Genomic DNA, 17,748 nt, shown 5'->3' on the forward strand with positions numbered 1-17,748 from the left:
CTTTTCCGTGCCGCAATATAGTCCATTATTATCGCAATTAAATCAATTCTTGCCACTCTTTACCTATGCTACCTTTGCAGTCGCTTAAAAATAGCCCAGTTGAACCTTTAAGGAACACCGATTATGACTACCGAACAGACTATTGACCCACAAGCCGAAGTAGCCGCATTAATGGCCCGTTCACGCGCCGCTCAGGCCCAAATTGAGAACTACACCCAAGAGCAAGTTGACGAACTGATCACTGCCATGGTGTGGTCTGTTGCGCAGCAAGATATCTCTGAAAAAATCGCCCAGTTTACGGTTGAAGAAACACAGCTGGGTAACTACGAAGGTAAATTCCTTAAGATTAATCGTAAAACCCGTTCTGCCTTATATGACATTATCGACGATAAATCAGTGGGCGTGATCGAAGAAGATAAAGAGCGCAATCTGATTAAAATCGCTAAGCCGATTGGTGTAGTCGGTGCTCTAACCCCTTGTACTAACCCGGAAGCAACGCCCGTGATTAAGGCGATCTCTGCGGTTAAAGGCCGTAACTCTATTATTATCGCGCCACACCCGCGCTCCAAGTTAACCAATAAAATGATCTGCGACCTGATGCGTGAAGCTCTGAAAAAAATGGGTGCTCCAGAAGACTTGGTGATCGCGATTGAAACCCCTTCATTGGAAACTACTGATGAATTAATGAAGCAGTGTGATCGTGTATTGGCTACCGGTGGTGCGCCGATGGTTAAAGCGGCTTACTCAAGTGGTACTCCGGCTTTGGGTGTAGGTGCAGGTAATGCCTGTATCACCGTCGATGATACGGCTGATCTTGATGAAGCGGCAGAGAAAATCCGTATCTCTAAAACACTGGATTTAGCAGCTTCTTGTTCTTCCGATAACACCGTTATCGTATTGGAGTCTGTTTACGATCAAATGCTGGAGAAGTTACAAGCTGAAGGCGGTTATATTGTCTCTGACGATGAAAAAACTAAACTGCAAAACACTATCTGGGAAGACGGTCATATCGCTCCTCGTATCGTTGCGCAGCCTGCCACTAATTTGGCCGGTATGGCAGGTTTTGATCTGCCAGAAGATAAGACTTTTTTAATTGTTCCTGAAACCGGTGCCGGTGAAGATCATCCTTTCTCGGGTGAAAAAATGTCTGTCACCATGGCTTTCTACAAAGTAAAAGATATCGATGAAGCCATTGCATTAACCAATGAAATTCAAGCTTATCAAGGGCAGGGCCACTCCTGTGGTATCTACTCAAATAGCGATGAAAATATCCTTAAGTTTGGTTTTAGAACCAAAACGTCTCGCGTTATGGTAAACCAGCCGCAAGCGCCATCTAACAGTGGTAACTTGTGGAATGGTATGCGCCAAACGTTCTCATTGGGCTGTGGCTCATGGGGCAACAATAGCACCAACAATAATATTACCTGGGAAGACCTGATCAACGTAACCTGGATCTCTAAGCCTTTGGCTACCACCAAAGTATTGCCAAGTGATGAAGAGTTATTCGGTTCAGTGATTGGTAAACTTAAATAAGCCGTCATATTAATTGTTAAGGAGTCGCTAGACGATGGATTTTAATTTAAGCGAAGACCAGCTGGCTTTTCAGGATGCTGCACGCTCATTTGCAGAGGGCGTATTTGCGCCCAATGCAGCACAGTGGGATGCTGAACAAGTCTTCCCCAAAGAAGCGCTAAAGCAAGCGGGTGAATTAGGTTTTATGGGGATTTATACCCCGGAAGAGGCCGGTGGTTTGGGTCTTGGCCGTTTGGATACCAGTGTAATTGTTGAAGAATTAGCCCGAGGCTGTACTTCTACAGCAGCCTTTTTAACCATTCATAATATGGCCACCAATATGATTGCCCGCTATGGCCAGCCCGAAGTGGTTGAGCAGTGGTGTCCGCATTTGGTGCCCGGTGAAAAACTGGCATCCTATTGTTTGACTGAACCGGGTGCTGGCTCCGATGCCGGTTCATTACGCAGTACTGCCAAACGCGATGGTGATGACTATATCGTTAACGGCAGCAAAATGTTTATCTCCGGCGGCGGTGAGACCGATGTGTTAGTGGTCATGCTACGCACCGGCGATGATGGCCCTAAAGGAATTTCTGCTTTTGCCATTCCTGCTGATCTGGCCGGTATTGAATACGGTAAGAAAGAAGAAAAAATGGGTTGGAACTCTCAGCCAACCCGCGCAATTAGCTTTGATAATGTCCGTGTGCCTGCAGCTAATTTGTTAGGTGCCGAAGGGCAGGGCTTTAAAATTGCGATGGAAGGTTTGGATGGTGGCAGAATTAATATTGCCACTTGTTCAATCGGTACCGCTCAGGCCGCATTGGAAGCAGCTACTGCCTATAGTCAGGAGCGCAAGCAGTTTGGCAAGTCTATTTCCGGTTTCCAGAATACTCAGTTTAAGTTAGCCGATATGGCCACTGAATTGGTAGCAGCCCGGCAAATGGTAAGGCTGGCCGCGTTCAAATTGGACAATAAAGAAAGCGACGCTACCACCTACTGTGCCATGGCCAAACGCTTTGCCACCGATGTCTGTTTCAATATCTGTAATGATGCCCTGCAATTGCATGGCGGTTACGGTTATATCAAAGAATACCCTCTGGAACGCTATGTGCGCGATAACCGCGTGCACCAGATTCTGGAAGGAACTAACGAAATTATGCGAGTAATTATCTCTCGCCGTTTATTAATTGAAGGTGCCCTGGAGGTTATCCGATGAGTGACGCATTAATCCTTGAGAAAAAAGGCCATATTGCTTTATTAACCTTAAATAATCCGCCAGCGCATACCTGGACGCCAGAAAGTCTATTAGAGCTGATTGAGATTGTTGAAGCGCTTAATGCCGATAAAGAAAACTATGCACTGGTCATTACTGGCAGTGGCGAAAAGTTTTTCTCGGCTGGCGCTGACTTAAACCGCTTTAATCACGATGATAAGGCCAAGTCTTTTGATTTCTCTTATGCCTTTGGCAAATCCTTTGAAACCCTGACTAACTATAACGGTGTCTCTATTGCCGCGATTAACGGTTATGCCATGGGTGGTGGTCTTGAAGTGGCTCTGGCCTGTGATGTCCGTATTGCCGATGCCCATGCCCAAATGGCTTTGCCTGAATGTGCGGTGGGCTTATTGCCTTGCGGCTTGGGTAGTCAGCACTTGTCTTGGCTGGTGGGTGAGCAGTGGGCCAAGCGTATGATCCTGTTAGGTGAGCGTTTAAAAACCGATAAGGCTTTGGCGATTGGTCTGATCTCTGAAGTTGTTGAAAGTGGCACTGTCGTAGAAAAAGCGCTGGAGCTTGCCGCTAAAGTTGAAGGTCAGAGCCCAACATCAGTACGCTACTGTAAAGAGCTGATAATGGCAGCCCGTTCGCAGCCATTAAATAGTGTCTTTGCTACTGAACGTGAGCAGTTTGTAAAACTGTGGGATAGCCAGGATCAAAAAGAAGGTGTGGCGGCGTTTGTTGAAAAACGTAAGCCAGAATGGAAAAACGCCTAGGGTGGATTGCCATCCACCTTTCCATCTTCTAATACCATAAAGGCCTATTATGACATCCCCTGTTTTATTTGAAACACACAGCACTGGCAACGGCAAGCAGTTTGCCGTTGCTACACTAAATGAAGAGAAAACCCTTAATTCATTAAGTATCGAAATGGTTGATCTGCTATCGGCCCAGTTACTGCAGTGGCAGGACGATGAGCAGATTGTCGCGGTTATGTTACAAGCTGCTGGTGAAAAAGCCTTTTGCGCGGGTGGTGATGTGCAGAAGTTGCATGGCTCCGCTGTGGAAAACCCCGGTGGCCCCTGTGAATATGCAGAAAACTTTTTTGAACGTGAATATGCGTTGGACTATTTAATCCACACGTATAAAAAGCCAATGATCTGTTGGGGGCACGGTATCGTGATGGGTGGTGGTCTGGGTCTTATGGCTGGCTGTCGTCATCGCGTAGTCACCGAGCGTACCCGTATGGCAATGCCAGAGATTACTATTGGTTTATTTCCCGATGTCGGTGGCAGCTGGTTTCTAAATCGGGCCCCTGGTCGCACAGGTTTATATTTGGGCCTGACGGCAGGCTCGATGAATGCTACCGATTGCTTATTTGTGGGCTACGGCGACTTCTTTATTGAGCATAGCTCGAAAGCAGCGGTGGTCGCACAACTGCTGGCGCTAGAGTGGACGGCTAACAGCGATACTGACTCTGGCGCCATAGATGCTTTACTGGCCTCGGTTTCCGCTGCTGCTGACGCTGCCAAGCCTGCGGCTAATATCGAGCCTCACTTTGATATTATTCAGCAACTTACCGATTACGATAATTTATCCGATATTGTGGAAGCCATTAAAGGTTATGAAACTGATGATAAGTGGCTGAATAAAGGCGCTGCTGCATTGGCTCACGGCTCGGCTTTAAGTGCTTGCAATATCTATCAGGCGCTAAAGCAAGCTGAATCGATGACCCTGGCTGAAGTATTTCAATTTGAATTAATGCTGGCCACCAATATTATCCGTCACCCTGAATTCGCTGAAGGTGTGCGCGCTTTGTTAATTGATAAAGATCAACAGCCCCGCTGGTTGTTCGATACGGTTAACGATGTACCGGCCAGCCTACTTGAACAAATGATTACGCCACCTTGGGATAAAAACCCATTGGCCCACTTATAAACTAATTGATCGCAAAGATTAATGGAGAATAACAATGTCTAAAATCGCCTTTATCGGTCTGGGTAATATGGGTGGCCCAATGGCTGCCAACCTGCTTAAGGCCGGCCATGAAGTGACTGTCTTCGACTTAATGCCGGAAGCGGTAAAACAATTAACCGATGCCGGTGCAAGCTCTGCGGATACGGCTGCTGTCGCAGCAGCGGATGCTGATGTTGTGGTAACTATGTTACCTGCTGGCAAACATGTAGAAATGGTATATATGGGTGAAAACGGTTTATTAGATGCCGTTAAACCGGATGCCTTATTGCTTGATTCAAGCACTATCGATGCCGCTACGGCCCGCAAAGTGGCTGCTGCCGCTAACGAAAAAAATATAGCGGTTATGGATACACCGGTATCTGGTGGTGTGGCTGCGGCTGCGGCGGGTACGCTGGCCTTTATGTGTGGTGGTTCAGAAGAGTCCTTTGCCAAAGCCAAACCCATTTTAGAAGGTATGGGTAAAAATATTTTCCATGCTGGTGATCATGGTGCAGGGCAGGTGGCCAAAGTTTGTAACAATATGTTGCTATCGGTATTGATGGTAGGAACGTCTGAGGCGCTGCGTCTCGGTACTGATAACGGTCTTGATGCTGCCAAGTTGTCTGAAATTATGCTGGCCAGTTCTGGCCGCAATTGGACTTTGGAAGTCTATAACCCTTACCCGGGTGTGATGGAAACCGCACCAGCCAGTAATGACTTTAACCCGGGCTTTATGGTTGATCTGATGTGTAAAGACTTGGGTTTGGCCATGGATACTGCGGTGCAAACACAGTCTTCAACGCCTATGGGTGCTTTGGCTAGAAGCTTATATACCGCACATCAGTCCCAGGGTAATGGCGGTAAAGATTTCTCCAGCATTATTGAGTCTTTGGGAAAATCACTGAGTGAGTAAGACGAATGAGCTAAATCAACCAGGTTTAGCTCAATGCCGCTACTAGCCTATTTAACGGCCATTGTTATTTGGTCAACTACGCCGTTAGTGATCAAATTAGGTAATGATAGCGTGACGCCAATTACCGCGATCACCTTACGTATGGTGTTAGCGGTGGCGCTGGGTTTTGTGATTTTAGCGCTGATGCGTAAAGCGGGTATTTTTGATCGGCGTAACTTTAAGCTTTATATAGCCGGTTCTATTGGTATCTTCCCCAATATGGTGATGGTCTATTATGCCTCGCTGTATATACCGTCGGGGCTGCTGGCGGTATTGATGGGTCTGGCGCCTTTTATGACGGGCTTTGTGGCGCATTTTGTACTGGGTGATGTGTTCTTTATCCGGCGTAAGATTTTAGGCCAGATATTGGCCTTAAGCGGTTTGGTGGTGGTTTATTATGGCCAGTTGTCATTGGATGCCGACAGCACTATTGGCGTTTTACTAATGCTTTGTTCAACCGCTATTTTTGCCACCAGCTCTGTGTTTGTGAAAAAATTCAGTATGCAGCGTTCAGTGTCCTCGTTAAATCAGACCGTGGGCGCTATGTTGTTTTCATTGCCGGGCTTGTTGCTGAGTTGGTGGCTGCTGGATGGCAATACGGATATTGTAATCAGTGATACCAGTTTATGGTCCATTCTGTATCTGGCTATCGTGGGTTCATTGCTGGGCTTTGTGGTGTTCTTTTATGTGATGAAACATATGAGCGTGGGTCTGGTTACCTTGATATTGCTGATTACACCGGTGTCGGCATTGATACTGGGTAAAACGGTGGCGGATGAGGTGATTTCGCTGCCAATTGTATTAGGTTCGGTCTTAATATTGGCGGGTCTGATTATGTATGAAAATATTTTCAAACTAAAATTTTCTGTGCAGGAGTAAAACAATAATGACTCTCTTGATCGTAGGTTTAATCATTTTCTTTGGTATGCACCTGTTGCCAAATATTGGCGATAGCCGAGCTAAATTTATTGACCGCTTTGGTGAGAAGCTGTACATGCCCGTTTACGCTGTGGTGTCACTGGTGGGTATGGTGATGGCGGTAAGAGGACGCAACAGTGCGGAGTTTGTCACAGTATGGACGCCTCCTGCCTGGGGTGTACATGTATCCATGTTGTTGATGCTGGTCTCTATCGTATTATTTGCAGCGATGTTTTTACCTACCAATATCAAACGTAAAGTCCATCATCCCATGTTGGGTTTTGTCGGTGCCTGGGGCTTGGCGCATTTATTTTCCAATGGCGATATGGCGTCACTGATCTTTTTTGGTGGCTTCTTCGTATTCTCCGTTTTTAAAACGATATCTTTAACCCGTCGTAAACCACCGGAGCCCTATGCCCCCGTGGCCGTTACTAAAGATATTGTGGTATTAATTCTTGCTGCGATTGTCTATGCAGCACTGCTTTTTGCTCATCCGTATGTGTCGGGTGGCTATGCACTACTTACATAAATTTATAGACGTACAACAAGAGGTTTAAACATGGAAATTTCAGGTAAGGTAGCAATCGTAACAGGTGGCGCCTCAGGCTTAGGTCGCGCCATTATCGAAAAGCTGGTTTCACAGGGTGCTAAAGCTGCCATTTTTGATTTAAACGAAGAGGCCGGTTCAGCACTGGCAGCCGAACTGGGTGATGGCGTTATTTATCAGTCGGTTAATGTAGCCGATGAAGCGTCAACGCAGCAGGGTATCAATAATGTGATGGAAGCCTTTGGTGCTATCCATATTTGCGTAAACTGTGCCGGTATTGGTCCTGCGGCAAAAACCTTTGGTAGAAAAGGGCCGTTTCCATTAGATACGTTTAATCTGGTGATTAATGTCAATCTGGTCGGTACTTTTAATGTGCTGCGTTTGGCCGCGGAGCAAATGGCTAAAAACGAGCCTATTAATGAAGACGGCGGGCGTGGCGTGGTCATTAATACGGCGTCTGTAGCCGCTTATGAAGGTCAGATTGGCCAGGCTGCTTACAGTGCCAGTAAAGGTGGTGTTGTGGGAATGACTTTACCGATCGCTCGTGACCTTTCTGAGTACGGTATTCGAGTTAATACCATTGTTCCCGGTTTGATTAATACGCCGCTATTCCAGGGGCTGCCCCAGGAGTCGATTGATGCGCTAAGCAATACAGTTTTATACCCCAAGCGCTTAGGTCGCCCTGAAGAAATTGCTCATCTGGCTGCCAGCATTGTAGAGAACGATTATATTAACGGCGAATGTATCCGTATGGATGGTGGTATTCGTATGCAGCCTCGTTAATAAGCGGTTGATCAATAATAATGAACGAAAGCCGGCCGTCTAATGCGGCCGGTATTCAATAGCGGGGAAGGTGACCTATGGCTTCAGGCGAATTAATTTTACATCAGTATCAAGTATCTCCTTTTGCGGCAAAAGTACGTCGCGTTATGTATTACAAGGGGATGGACTTTACTGCCAAAAACTACGGTATCAGTGGTGCGGGGAAAATTAAAAAACTTAATCCTACTGGTAAGGCGCCGATTCTGGAGCATGACGGGGAGTTAATCCCGGATAGTACGGATATTATTCGCCATATTGAGCAGCTATCTACCGATAAGCCTGTTTTTCCCAAGGATGCCCTGTTGAAGGCGCAAGCACATATTATTGAAGACTGGGCGGATGAAAGTTTATATTTTTATGATCTCACCATGCGTTCATGGCCTAACAACTCTGCGCTGTTAGCTGAAGATATCTTGCTGGAAGATAAAGGGTTGCTGAAAAAAATTATGCGTCCTCTGATCCCCAAGGCATTAATTAAGCAAGCCAGTGCGCAGGGAATAGGGCGTAAAGATAAAGCGACTGTTTGTGCAGAAGTCAAAGAGCATTTTGATGCGATTAATGCGATGGTATCTAATAGCGACTTTATGTGCGGCAATGACATTAGTATTGCCGATATTTCTGTCGTCTGCATGTGTACCGTGCTTGAACGAGCAGAAGAGGCCAAGGCAATGATGGAAGCCTTGCCAGCCTTAATGGCATGGCGCGGACGTGTTGATGCTTTAACGCTGCCTGAAAATACCCCTGCTGATCAAAAAGCACTCATCTAAATCGAGATTAAATGTCTTCTGATAAACCGTTAAGCCTGCGTACCAATATATTAATTTACTGTGCTTTGGTCACTATTGGTATGGGGCAAACCGTGGTGTTTGCGATTTTACCCATGTTGGGCAGGGAGCTTGGGGTTGATCAGTTGGTATTGGACCTGCCTGCTCTGGGTATTTATTTTCAGCCCAAAGAATTAGCGATTACTGCATTAACCGCAGTGACCTCCCTGGCGTTTTTTTTCGGCGCTCCTTATTGGGGGCGGCGCAGTGATGTAGTGGGCCGCAAACCGATTTTAATGGTGGGTCTGTTAGGCTATTCACTGGGCACCTATGTATTTACCGGTGTTAGCTATTTGGGGTTGGTGGGTATTCTCGGTGGCTTTTTGATGTATGGGCTATTTGTCTTTACCCGTTCTTTTCTAGTCTGGTTAATGTGTGCCACCGTACCGGCGGTGTCTGCCTATGTGGTGGATGCGATCCCCATTGAGCAACGTACGGCTTATATGGGGCGGCTCTCTGCTGCCAGTCAAATAGGGACCATGATTGGTCCGGCGTTTGCCGCCTTTGTGGTGTTTGGCTTTCTGGCCCCCTTATTGGTCCACGCCACTTTCACCTTATTAGTCGCTATTGCGGTGTGGTACTGGCTGCCAAAAACCACACTGACTTTTGAGCAAAAGACCGCGGTAAAAAAATTGAGCTTTTTTGATCCGCGCTTTCGACAATATCTTTTTATCAGTCTGATCTGTTATTCGATGTTAGGTATGGTGCAGATGACGCTGGGATTTTATTTTGAAGATCGTTTGGGTTTGTCTCGTCAGGATGCAGCGATTCAATTTTCTATGGCCATGGTGGTGTCCTCCTCAGCCATGCTATTTTCCCAGATGGTGATTGTGCAGCGCTGGCGGGGTCACCCCTTGCGATTGGTACAAATGGGATTACCCTTTTCGGTGATCGGTTATGGGATGATTGCTTCCGCCCTAAATAATACCTGGCTATTGCTGGGCATGGCTTTTTACGGTTTGGGTATGGGCCTGGCCGCCCCCGGTTTTATGGTGACTTCAACCCTGGTGGTTAAGGCTAACGAGCAGGGTGCTCTGGCGGGTCTAAATTCCTCGATACCGGCTATGGGCTTTGTTTTTGGTCCATTGGCTGGGGGGTATATTTATAAGCAGTCTCCGGATATGACCTATTGGATAGCGGCGATTAGCATTGCTGTGCTGTGGCTCTATAGCCTTGCGCTGAAGAAGCCTGCCACTCAGCAGTAGCGTTATTGTCGATTTTTTTTACGAGTTGACATGGTTTATAGATAATATTTTCTTATAAGCTTATGATTTAAAAGAAGAAAAATACTTTGGCCTTATTTTTGCTTTGTTTATCGCAGGTTATTTAATTTGCTCATGGAGACAAGCAAAATGTTATTTACAATGAAAACAGCACTTAAGGCCGCAGCAGCTGCCTGTGTTTTAGCGGCTTCATCACAAGCCATATCGGTACCGTTTTTGTCCACTACAGACGATGTTTGTACGACGACAGCAACCGTTGGCCCTTGTCAGTTGGTAGAAATCAATGCACATAATGCCTGGCAGCCTGCTGTTGGCGATGCGCAATGGGTTTCTTCTGTTGATTCTGGCGCTCCGGGTTCTGTTCAGGTGCCTAATGATGCTGTTAATCCATTTCTAACCATTACTGAGACTTTTACTCTGTCTGGTAGTGGTAATCTGACGTTTGATATCTGGGCTGATGACACTGCTCGTGTATCACTGAATGGTGATGTTAAGTTTCTTGAAAATACCTCCCAGAGCACCTGTGCAGATGGCATTATCGGTTGTGAGCCCGGTGAAAATGGTAGCTTTGATTGGGACTTGGCAGCGGGTACCCATACAGTGACATTTGAAATATTCCAGATTGGCAGTGGCCCTGCTGGCGTTATGTACAACGGTAACTACACCCTGGATACTGTCAATGTTAATAACCCAGTGCCAGAGCCCGGTAGCTTGGCGTTACTAGCGCTAGGTTTGGCTGGTTTGGGTATGACGCGTAAAAAAGCCGCCTGATTCAAGCAACATCCATTGGTCTTTAAAAGGGAGCTTATAGCTCCCTTTTTTTATGACGTTTTTTTCTGCGTTAAGTGAATGTTGACAGATCGGTTTGGCTGAGCTTGTCCTGCGATTAACTCTCTTATGGGTAAAATTTCTGTAAAAACTTTACAAAATTACGTTTCTTTGCCACTTTGTTAGCCAGTCTTTTTTTGATTGCGATAATAAAAATAACAGAAGTTGCCGGGAAATATACTATGCCTTCATTAATAAAATCACCCCTGATATTGCCTTTATCAGCATTGACGCTCTCTGCGATCGCGTTATTTTCCGTGGCCAGCTCCGTGACGCTTGAGGGTGATAATATTAGCTATCAGTATGATGCTATGGATAATGCCTATGCACTACAGCTATTTGGCACTCCAACTATTGTTGGGGATGATGTGCGCTTTTTACCGCCAGTATTTCGTGCCGAAGCCTTAGGTGCTGCCGGGGCAGAGTTGCTTACCGCCAATTTTGTCTTTAGTGATGTCTTTAGCCATAGCGGTACTGCCATCTCTTCATTGCAGGTATTTGAGTTTGGTGATTATGAAATTACAAATGATGGCAGTGTGAACGCAGATTTAATGTTAACGGTCAGTAGTAATTATTCCGTGTTGGATTACCTGTCTGATAGTGACTCCTTTGATGCCAGCGGCACGTCAAGCGGATTACAAACCTGGTCAATGAATGTGTCAGTAGACCCATCCCGTGATTTTTTCGGGCAGGCCGACCATGTTGCGGTCTCTTTGCAAAACACGTTAATGGCCACCACTGATGAGCAGGGTGATGCAGCCTGGATTCAAAAGAAACTGGTGTTCACTGCTACTGCCTCCACCGTGCCTGTACCCGCTTCTGCCTGGTTGTTTGCATCGGCCTTATTGGGTATGGCTGGTATTGCTCGACGCCGGTAGCGCTGTTTCTATTGCCCTGAAAAGCAATGGCTGGTGCATTAAGGCCTATTGCGTCCATATTGATCATGGCTGGCAACAAAGTCTCCAGCCATAATCGAGCTGGCTAAAGAGATATCTCCCGCCAATACCGTCGCCGCTACAATCTCTGCAAACTTATTCGCTTTGCCTTTGCCATAACAGCCCAGAATATCCAGACACTCTTTCTGCGTTGATAAACCCGTACCTCCGCCATAGGTGCCAACAATTAATGAGGGTAGGGTAATCGACCAATAGTAGTCACCATTATCAAGCAGTTGGCAGTAAACCGTACCAGCATGGGATTCAGCCACATTGGCGGCATCCTGGCCACAGGCAATAAACATAGCGGTCAAACCATTAGCGGCATGGGCACCATTATTGGCATTGCCGGCGATCAGTGAGCCGGTATTAGAAACCTGTCGTTGTTGGAACAGAGTTTTGCCATCAACACGCATTACATCCTTTAAGACATCGCTGGGAATCGTCACCTCGGCAACGACCCGCTTGCCTCGGCTATTTAGTGTGTTTAGGCGGGAATACTTTTTATCAGAATCGATATTGCCGGATAGCATATAGCGAATAGCGTTACTGGGATGGTTTTGTTTAATCCATTCACAGGCCGCATAGGTGGCCTTGTTCGTCATATTCTGGCCAGCGGCATCACCCGTGGTATAGCTAAAGCGCAAATAGCGCATAGGGCCAATACCATACTGGTCGATATGGTGAAGTTTACCGATGCTGGTCGTGGCTTCTGCTGCGGCTTTAATATCCTCATAACGCTGTTCCAACCAGTCACCGAAATCACGGGCTTCACCGGCACTGGCAAATAAAAATACCGGTGCTCGTTGCATATAGCTTTCCAGTACGGTGGTTTTTACACCGCCGCTGGCGGTTAGCAAACGCATGCCACGACTATAGCTGGCCACCAGTGTGCCCTCGGTGGTGGCTAGTGGTACATAAAACTCCCCCTGTGCATGCTCGCCATTAATCAATACCGGACCTGCTAAGCCTACGGGTACTTGCGCCATACCGGTAAAGTTTTCAATATTACCGGGCAGGGTGCTAACGTCAGTAGAGTACTGGGAAAGATGAGTCAGCTGAGCATCGGTTTTTTGCTGAATAAAGTCCCGGCGGGTCTGGGCGCTGGTTTCGGTATAATCATTGTCTTTATTGCGAGGAATTTTTTTATCGCTCATAGCGGCTAGTCCTATACTTTGACTGAGGGGTGTTGGCTGGCAGCAACACTGGGGCGTGCAGAGATGGCATCAAACCAGCGGTTTAATTGGGTGAGTTCTTTGGGAAGGCTTTTGGTGAAGTCCAAAAAACTGAATAATTGAATATCTGCCAGACTAAAACGCTGGCCGCAGATATAGGGTTTATTACCCAGTTGTTGCTCTAACCAAACGAGATTTTTTTGCGACAGAGTTTTTAATTCTTTGGCTCCGCTAACGACTAAAAAATAACGGTCCTTAAAAAACTCATAGGCATCGGAAGCTTTGGTTCCCTGAATAGCCGGTTCCATAATGCGCAGATCAATACGGCGGCACCACATTCTTGTTTCGGCCCGCTCTTTGGCGTTGCTGCCCATCAGTGGTTGTTCGGGGTAGCTTTCATCCAGATATTCACAGATAGCCAAACTCTCTGCCAGAATAAAACCATCATCCAGTGCCATAAAGGGCAGTTGTTTACCGGGATTAAGTTTTATCATCTCGTCACTAAGGTTTTCGCCAGCCAGTACGTTGACTTCCTGCTGGTCGATCTTAAGCCCTTTTTCGGCGATAAACATTCTGACGGTTCTCGCGCTGGGGCCTACGGCTGAATAGAGTGTTGGCATAAAGAATTCTTATCAGTTAAATAAAGGTTTGCGGGTAAAAGCCGCCATGAAAGCCAAAGGGGATGGTTTGTTGCAGCGGGATAATAGCTATTTCAGTCTGGATATCTTTGGCATCAAGAATAACCACTTCGCTGTTACCTTTGTGGTGGTTATAAATAATACCGATTAAATAGCCGTCATCTTCTGTCTGGGCGTTGGCCTTGGGGATAAAGTTAAGTTCCGAGGTAAAGCGACCTTCACCAAAATCATGCAGGCTAACTTCTCCTGTGTGGTGGTCAATCTTTTGGTAGGCATTAAAGCCATAGGGGGTACCGTTTTCAACAATAGTGCCCAGCCAGGTATAGCGATTTTCTACGCCAGTGTATTGCCAGTTCCATAGCGGAAATTCTCCGGCAATGGAATTTTTGGCTACTGCTGAGTGTGCTTTACCGGTATCTAAATCTAACGAAAACCGTTTAAGTACCGTGCCTTTTTCTAAAAAATCTTCATCATTGCTTCTATCTCGAAATACATCGGAGAGCCCATCCATTGAATCCATCGTGTCGACACACAGCACATCAACATGGAGGGTATTGCCTTGTTCGTGGGCATTGCCGAGATGAAAGCCAAAAAAACTATCAAACTCAAACTCTCTGATAATATGCAAAGTATTTAAATCGATAACCACCACCTTGGTTTTCTCACTGGGGTCAAACTCAATCGATTGCATAATACTGTTAAAGCCAAACAGAAACTTAAATGGTGAGCGCATAAAGGCAGGGCATAGCACAAAGACTGCATGGTTTTTGGTAATGGCAAAGTCATGGCACATAGAATAGTCGCCAACATAGTGTGACTTTTTATCGACCATTTCACCTTCAGGGTTAATTTTATAAAAATGCAGTTTGGGTTTTGGAATGCCAAATACGCCAAAGTTATACAGAAAGCCGGTGCGGGGATCATGGCGGCTATGGGCGCTAAAGGGCTGACCGGTGGAGAGCATGCCGTCGAAGTTATATTCACCAACGGTTTGCAGCGTGGCGGGGTCTAGTTCATAAGGTTTGCCGCCTTCCCAGAGCGCCAGCAATTTACCACCGTGCAGAATCACATTGGTATTGGCGGCATTACCCGGTGTGCGAAAGATATTTTTTAGAAAACCGCCGGGTATCTGCGTGCCTACACCGCGATAGAGAATGCGTTGCTGGGCGGTTTCATGCATATATTTAGGGGTGCGAACATAGCGGTTTTTAAAATGCACCTGACCCGCTTTAAAGGTTACGGCATTGATCATCCCGTCACCGTCAAACCAATGACCAAATTGCTGCTCACCAATTTTATTGCGGCCAGTACAGCTGCGAAATAGGGTGCCTTCAATATCGGTGGGTATAGTACCGATAACCGTCTCCGGGTTAACCCAGTAACTGGCTTCTTCGTCGAGGCTGGCATAGCCCTGCTGCTCACAGCCTGGCAGGACTCGGGGCTGGTTGGGCAAAGTTAAAGGTGTTGCGCTGCTCATAACACTCTCCTTTTTTTGCCTGTAGTTTACCAACCGTTGGTATGCAGTACACCGTCTAAAGGCTTACGAGGGGCAACTTTAAAGTCGGTACCTTTGGTATAACCCAGCGGGATAAGGGCCGCCTGACTATAGCCTTCAGGGATACCCAAAATTTTGCCGATTTCTTGCTCATAGTTAAGGTGCAGGGTAGTCCAGCAGCTGCCGATACCTCGCTCTCTGGCGGCCAGCATAAAACTCCAGGTGGCGGGCAGGATTGAGCCGTAGGTGCCCGCAGCAACGTAGTGAGGGACTTCAGGGGCATCGAGGCGACCGGCAAAGCAGGGGATTAACATGGCAGGCACTCTGGCCATATTATCGGCCAGAAATTTAGCGGAGCTTAATACTTTTTCCTGAGTCTCCTTCATGGAAGGGTCATCCTGATGTTGCTTGGTGGGCTGTGCGGGCCCTGCTTCATAGGCCTCAAAGGATTTTTGATACCATGTGGCGATCTCTGCTTTTTTATCGGCATCGGTGACCACCACAAATTGCCAGCCCTGTGAATTGGAACCGGAGGGGGATTGCAGGCCAATCTCCAGACATTCTTTAATGATATCCATAGGCACAGGACGGTCAAAATCCAGCCGTTTACGAACGGCGCGGGTAGTGGTTAAGACTTCATCGGCACTGAGGTTGAGTTTTGTCATTATTCTATCCTTTGTGGGTGTTATTCACCGGACCATTCGGGTTTTCTTTTTTCGGCGAAAGCTTTGGGGCCTTCAATAAAATCTTTGCTGCTGGCCATGCGCGTAAAGGCATCGTAGCGGTGGCTAACCGCTGTTTCCAGATCCGGCATAGCCTGGCCTTCGCGGAACATCTGTTTGGTGACCTGCAGTGAAACGGGCGAGCAGTTTAACAGTGTGCCGGCTAATTCTCTGGCACCGGATAAGGCTTGACCCGATGCTGTGATTTGATTGACAAGGCCGAGGGATCTGGCTTCTTCCGCATCGACACTACGACCAGTGAGTAATAATTCCATAGCCAGTTTTTCATTGATTTGGCGGGGCAGGCGATGAATGCCGCCAGCAACAGCCGCTAGCCCAACTTTAACTTCCGGCAGAGCAAATTTGGCGCTTTGGTCGGCAACGATTAAATCGCAGGCCAGAGCAATTTCAAAACCGCCGCCCATCGCATAACCGTTAACGGCTGCAATCACTGGCTTATCAAGATCAAAGCGGTTGGTTAGGCCGGCAAAGCCTGTCTTCGGTATTTCAATTTTGTTGCCGGCTGCTTGATACTTTAAATCATGACCGGTAGAAAAGGCTTTGTCACCTGCGCCAACAAGAATAGCAATCCAGGCACTGCTATCAACAGAGAAATCATTAAAGATAGTTTCCAGCTCAAAATTAGCTGGAGGGTGCAGGGCGTTCATGCTTTCCGGGCGGTTAATGGTGATTTCCCAGATGTGGTTTTGTTTTTCTACGGTACAAAACTCATAGGGTGAGGTCATGGCTTTAGCACTCAGAATAGAAACGTTTTATGTAGGGTGGATTGTAATCCACCAATGACGGTGGTGAAGGTGGATTAATAATCCACCCTACAAGCGGATTAGTAAAATACGGAATAGCTGGCTTGATCGGATGTGCCGTTAATATGCATGGCCAGGGTTTGATCGCGATATTTGGCTGGGCTTAATTGGGTCCAGCGTTTAAAGGCTCTGGCAAAGGCGTGTTGCTCAGAAAAACCTAGCTGCAAGGCAATATCTTCAAGGCTGATATTTTCTCGTTTGAGTTTGTCGATCGCGATATCCTGGCGAATACGGTCTTTAATTTCCTGGTAGTTATTACCTTCCAGTTTTAATTTACGACGCAGTGTTCTCTGGCTCACCGCAAGATGATCGGCGGCTTCATCCAAATTGGGGAAGCGCTGTTCCTGACGGTAGAAGTTCAGCAGAATAACGCGGGTGCGATTGCTGTAGCTATGATCGTCATCCGGTAATTCAAGAAAGGCCGCCGGAGCACTTTTTAAGGCCTGTGATAATTCGCGCTGGTTTCTAATCAGCGGCAAGCTTAAGTCGCTGGCATCAATAGTAAAGTTAGTGCTGGGCTGATCGAAGAGCACAGTGCAGGGAAATAAGTCTTTATAAAAGCGAAAGTGAGCGGGCTTGGGGTAGGCCAATGAAACCTGCTGCAATTGAATATGCCGGCCTGTTAACCAGCTGGCAAAGCGATGCATAGTCACCAGAGTAAATTCGGTCAAAAAATGCATCGGATCTTTTTCCGGGTTGGCCAGGTTAAAGCTGATGGTGGCCTTGTCCCCGGTAACAGCAAAGTCCAGTGACAAATCTTCGCGGGTAACGTTATACAGATTAACCCATTCTTCAAAAACCGTGCGCAGTGATGAGTAGTGATTACTCATCCTGGCCATAATGGCAAACAGACCCGGCTTACAACGTTGATTGGTTAAACCAAAAAACTCATCGTTGGAGTGATCCCAAATACTTTGTACGAGAGCGATATATTGCTCTGGTTTAATCCAGCCCTGAGGCTGATAATAAGAGGATAGAGTAATGCCGGCACTGGCCAACAAACTTTCTATTTCGCCTTCTTTAGCGTCGATTCCGCTTAAGCTGGCCCTGACGAAGTGATTAGGTATTCTAGACATAATTTTTTACTGCTTATTGGTTGTTACGGCTTAGAGTCAACAATATGGGGCGTGGTAACCGCGAGGGCACCACGCCACCGCCATTGAT

18 protein-coding genes are annotated in these 17,748 nt (G+C 46.9%); 12 read left to right on the forward strand and 6 right to left on the reverse strand.

The features are described from left to right. Window positions 1-123 precede the first annotated feature (123 nt). The 12 genes from BST96_RS16705 (at window position 124) to BST96_RS20785 (ending at window position 11,673) form a co-directional block, all read left to right on the forward strand. Entirely contained in the window at window positions 124-1,533 is a 1,410-nt protein-coding gene (locus BST96_RS16705) for an aldehyde dehydrogenase family protein (RefSeq protein ID WP_085759789.1), read from the forward strand. 34 nt (window positions 1,534-1,567) lie between these two features. Continuing rightward, entirely contained in the window at window positions 1,568-2,728 is a 1,161-nt protein-coding gene (locus BST96_RS16710) for an acyl-CoA dehydrogenase family protein (protein WP_085759790.1), read from the forward strand. Then, on the forward strand, window positions 2,725-3,501 hold the full coding sequence (locus BST96_RS16715) for an enoyl-CoA hydratase (protein ID WP_085759791.1): 777 nt from the start codon (window positions 2,725-2,727) through the stop codon (window positions 3,499-3,501). Before BST96_RS16710 ends, BST96_RS16715 begins: the two co-directional genes overlap by 4 nt. A 49-nt stretch (window positions 3,502-3,550) precedes the next feature. Continuing rightward, the gene (locus tag BST96_RS16720) at window positions 3,551-4,663 is read left to right on the forward strand and encodes an enoyl-CoA hydratase/isomerase family protein (protein WP_085759792.1); all 1,113 of its coding nucleotides are present in this window, start codon (window positions 3,551-3,553) and stop codon (window positions 4,661-4,663) included. 34 nt (window positions 4,664-4,697) lie between these two features. Continuing rightward, window positions 4,698-5,594 carry a 3-hydroxyisobutyrate dehydrogenase gene (mmsB, locus tag BST96_RS16725; RefSeq protein ID WP_085759793.1) on the forward strand — a complete coding sequence of 299 codons (897 nt, stop codon included), beginning with the start codon at window positions 4,698-4,700 and terminating at the stop codon, window positions 5,592-5,594. Window positions 5,595-5,627: 33 nt separating this feature from the next. Next, a complete protein-coding gene (locus BST96_RS16730; RefSeq protein ID WP_085759794.1) occupies window positions 5,628-6,512 on the forward strand; it encodes a DMT family transporter in 885 nt (294 codons plus the stop codon). Window positions 6,513-6,519: 7 nt separating this feature from the next. Next, window positions 6,520-7,080 carry an NnrU family protein gene (locus BST96_RS16735; RefSeq protein ID WP_085759795.1) on the forward strand — a complete coding sequence of 187 codons (561 nt, stop codon included), beginning with the start codon at window positions 6,520-6,522 and terminating at the stop codon, window positions 7,078-7,080. A 30-nt stretch (window positions 7,081-7,110) separates the two neighbouring features. Then, entirely contained in the window at window positions 7,111-7,881 is a 771-nt protein-coding gene (locus BST96_RS16740) for a 3-hydroxyacyl-CoA dehydrogenase (RefSeq protein ID WP_085759796.1), read from the forward strand. A 77-nt stretch (window positions 7,882-7,958) separates the two neighbouring features. Next, window positions 7,959-8,687 carry a glutathione S-transferase family protein gene (locus BST96_RS16745; protein ID WP_085759797.1) on the forward strand — a complete coding sequence of 243 codons (729 nt, stop codon included), beginning with the start codon at window positions 7,959-7,961 and terminating at the stop codon, window positions 8,685-8,687. An 11-nt stretch (window positions 8,688-8,698) separates the two neighbouring features. Further along, complete coding sequence (locus BST96_RS16750; RefSeq protein WP_085759798.1) at window positions 8,699-9,949, forward strand: MFS transporter; 1,251 nt, start codon at window positions 8,699-8,701, stop codon at window positions 9,947-9,949. Between the two features lie 147 nt (window positions 9,950-10,096). Then, the gene (locus BST96_RS16755) at window positions 10,097-10,738 is read left to right on the forward strand and encodes a PEP-CTERM sorting domain-containing protein (protein WP_206045359.1); all 642 of its coding nucleotides are present in this window, start codon (window positions 10,097-10,099) and stop codon (window positions 10,736-10,738) included. A gap of 239 nt (window positions 10,739-10,977) precedes the next feature. Beyond that, window positions 10,978-11,673, forward strand: coding sequence for a VPLPA-CTERM sorting domain-containing protein (locus BST96_RS20785; RefSeq protein WP_085759800.1), 696 nt, complete (start codon window positions 10,978-10,980; stop codon window positions 11,671-11,673). 38 nt (window positions 11,674-11,711) lie between these two features. Here the strand turns inward: BST96_RS20785 and BST96_RS16765 are convergent, their stop codons facing one another. The 6 genes from BST96_RS16765 to BST96_RS16790 form a co-directional block, all read right to left on the reverse strand. Continuing rightward, window positions 11,712-12,887 carry a hydroxymethylglutaryl-CoA reductase gene (locus BST96_RS16765; RefSeq protein WP_085759801.1) on the reverse strand — a complete coding sequence of 392 codons (1,176 nt, stop codon included), beginning with the start codon at window positions 12,885-12,887 and terminating at the stop codon, window positions 11,712-11,714. Window positions 12,888-12,898: 11 nt separating this feature from the next. Next, window positions 12,899-13,525 (reverse strand): glutathione S-transferase family protein, encoded by a 627-nt coding sequence (locus BST96_RS16770; protein WP_085759802.1) that lies wholly within the window; start codon window positions 13,523-13,525, stop codon window positions 12,899-12,901. 16 nt (window positions 13,526-13,541) lie between these two features. Further along, entirely contained in the window at window positions 13,542-15,020 is a 1,479-nt protein-coding gene (locus tag BST96_RS16775; RefSeq protein ID WP_085759803.1) for a carotenoid oxygenase family protein, read from the reverse strand. A 26-nt stretch (window positions 15,021-15,046) separates the two neighbouring features. Next, window positions 15,047-15,703, reverse strand: a complete 657-nt coding sequence (locus BST96_RS16780) for a nitroreductase family protein (protein ID WP_085759804.1) — start codon at window positions 15,701-15,703, stop codon at window positions 15,047-15,049. A 20-nt stretch (window positions 15,704-15,723) separates the two neighbouring features. Beyond that, window positions 15,724-16,506, reverse strand: coding sequence for an enoyl-CoA hydratase-related protein (locus BST96_RS16785; RefSeq protein ID WP_085759805.1), 783 nt, complete (start codon window positions 16,504-16,506; stop codon window positions 15,724-15,726). 98 nt (window positions 16,507-16,604) lie between these two features. Next, entirely contained in the window at window positions 16,605-17,660 is a 1,056-nt protein-coding gene (locus BST96_RS16790; protein WP_085759806.1) for an AraC family transcriptional regulator, read from the reverse strand. Window positions 17,661-17,748 lie beyond the last annotated feature (88 nt).

Origin of the sequence: Oceanicoccus sagamiensis (genome assembly GCF_002117105.1) — a bacterium.
In the GTDB taxonomy this organism is placed as follows: domain Bacteria; phylum Pseudomonadota; class Gammaproteobacteria; order Pseudomonadales; family Dasaniaceae; genus Oceanicoccus; species Oceanicoccus sagamiensis.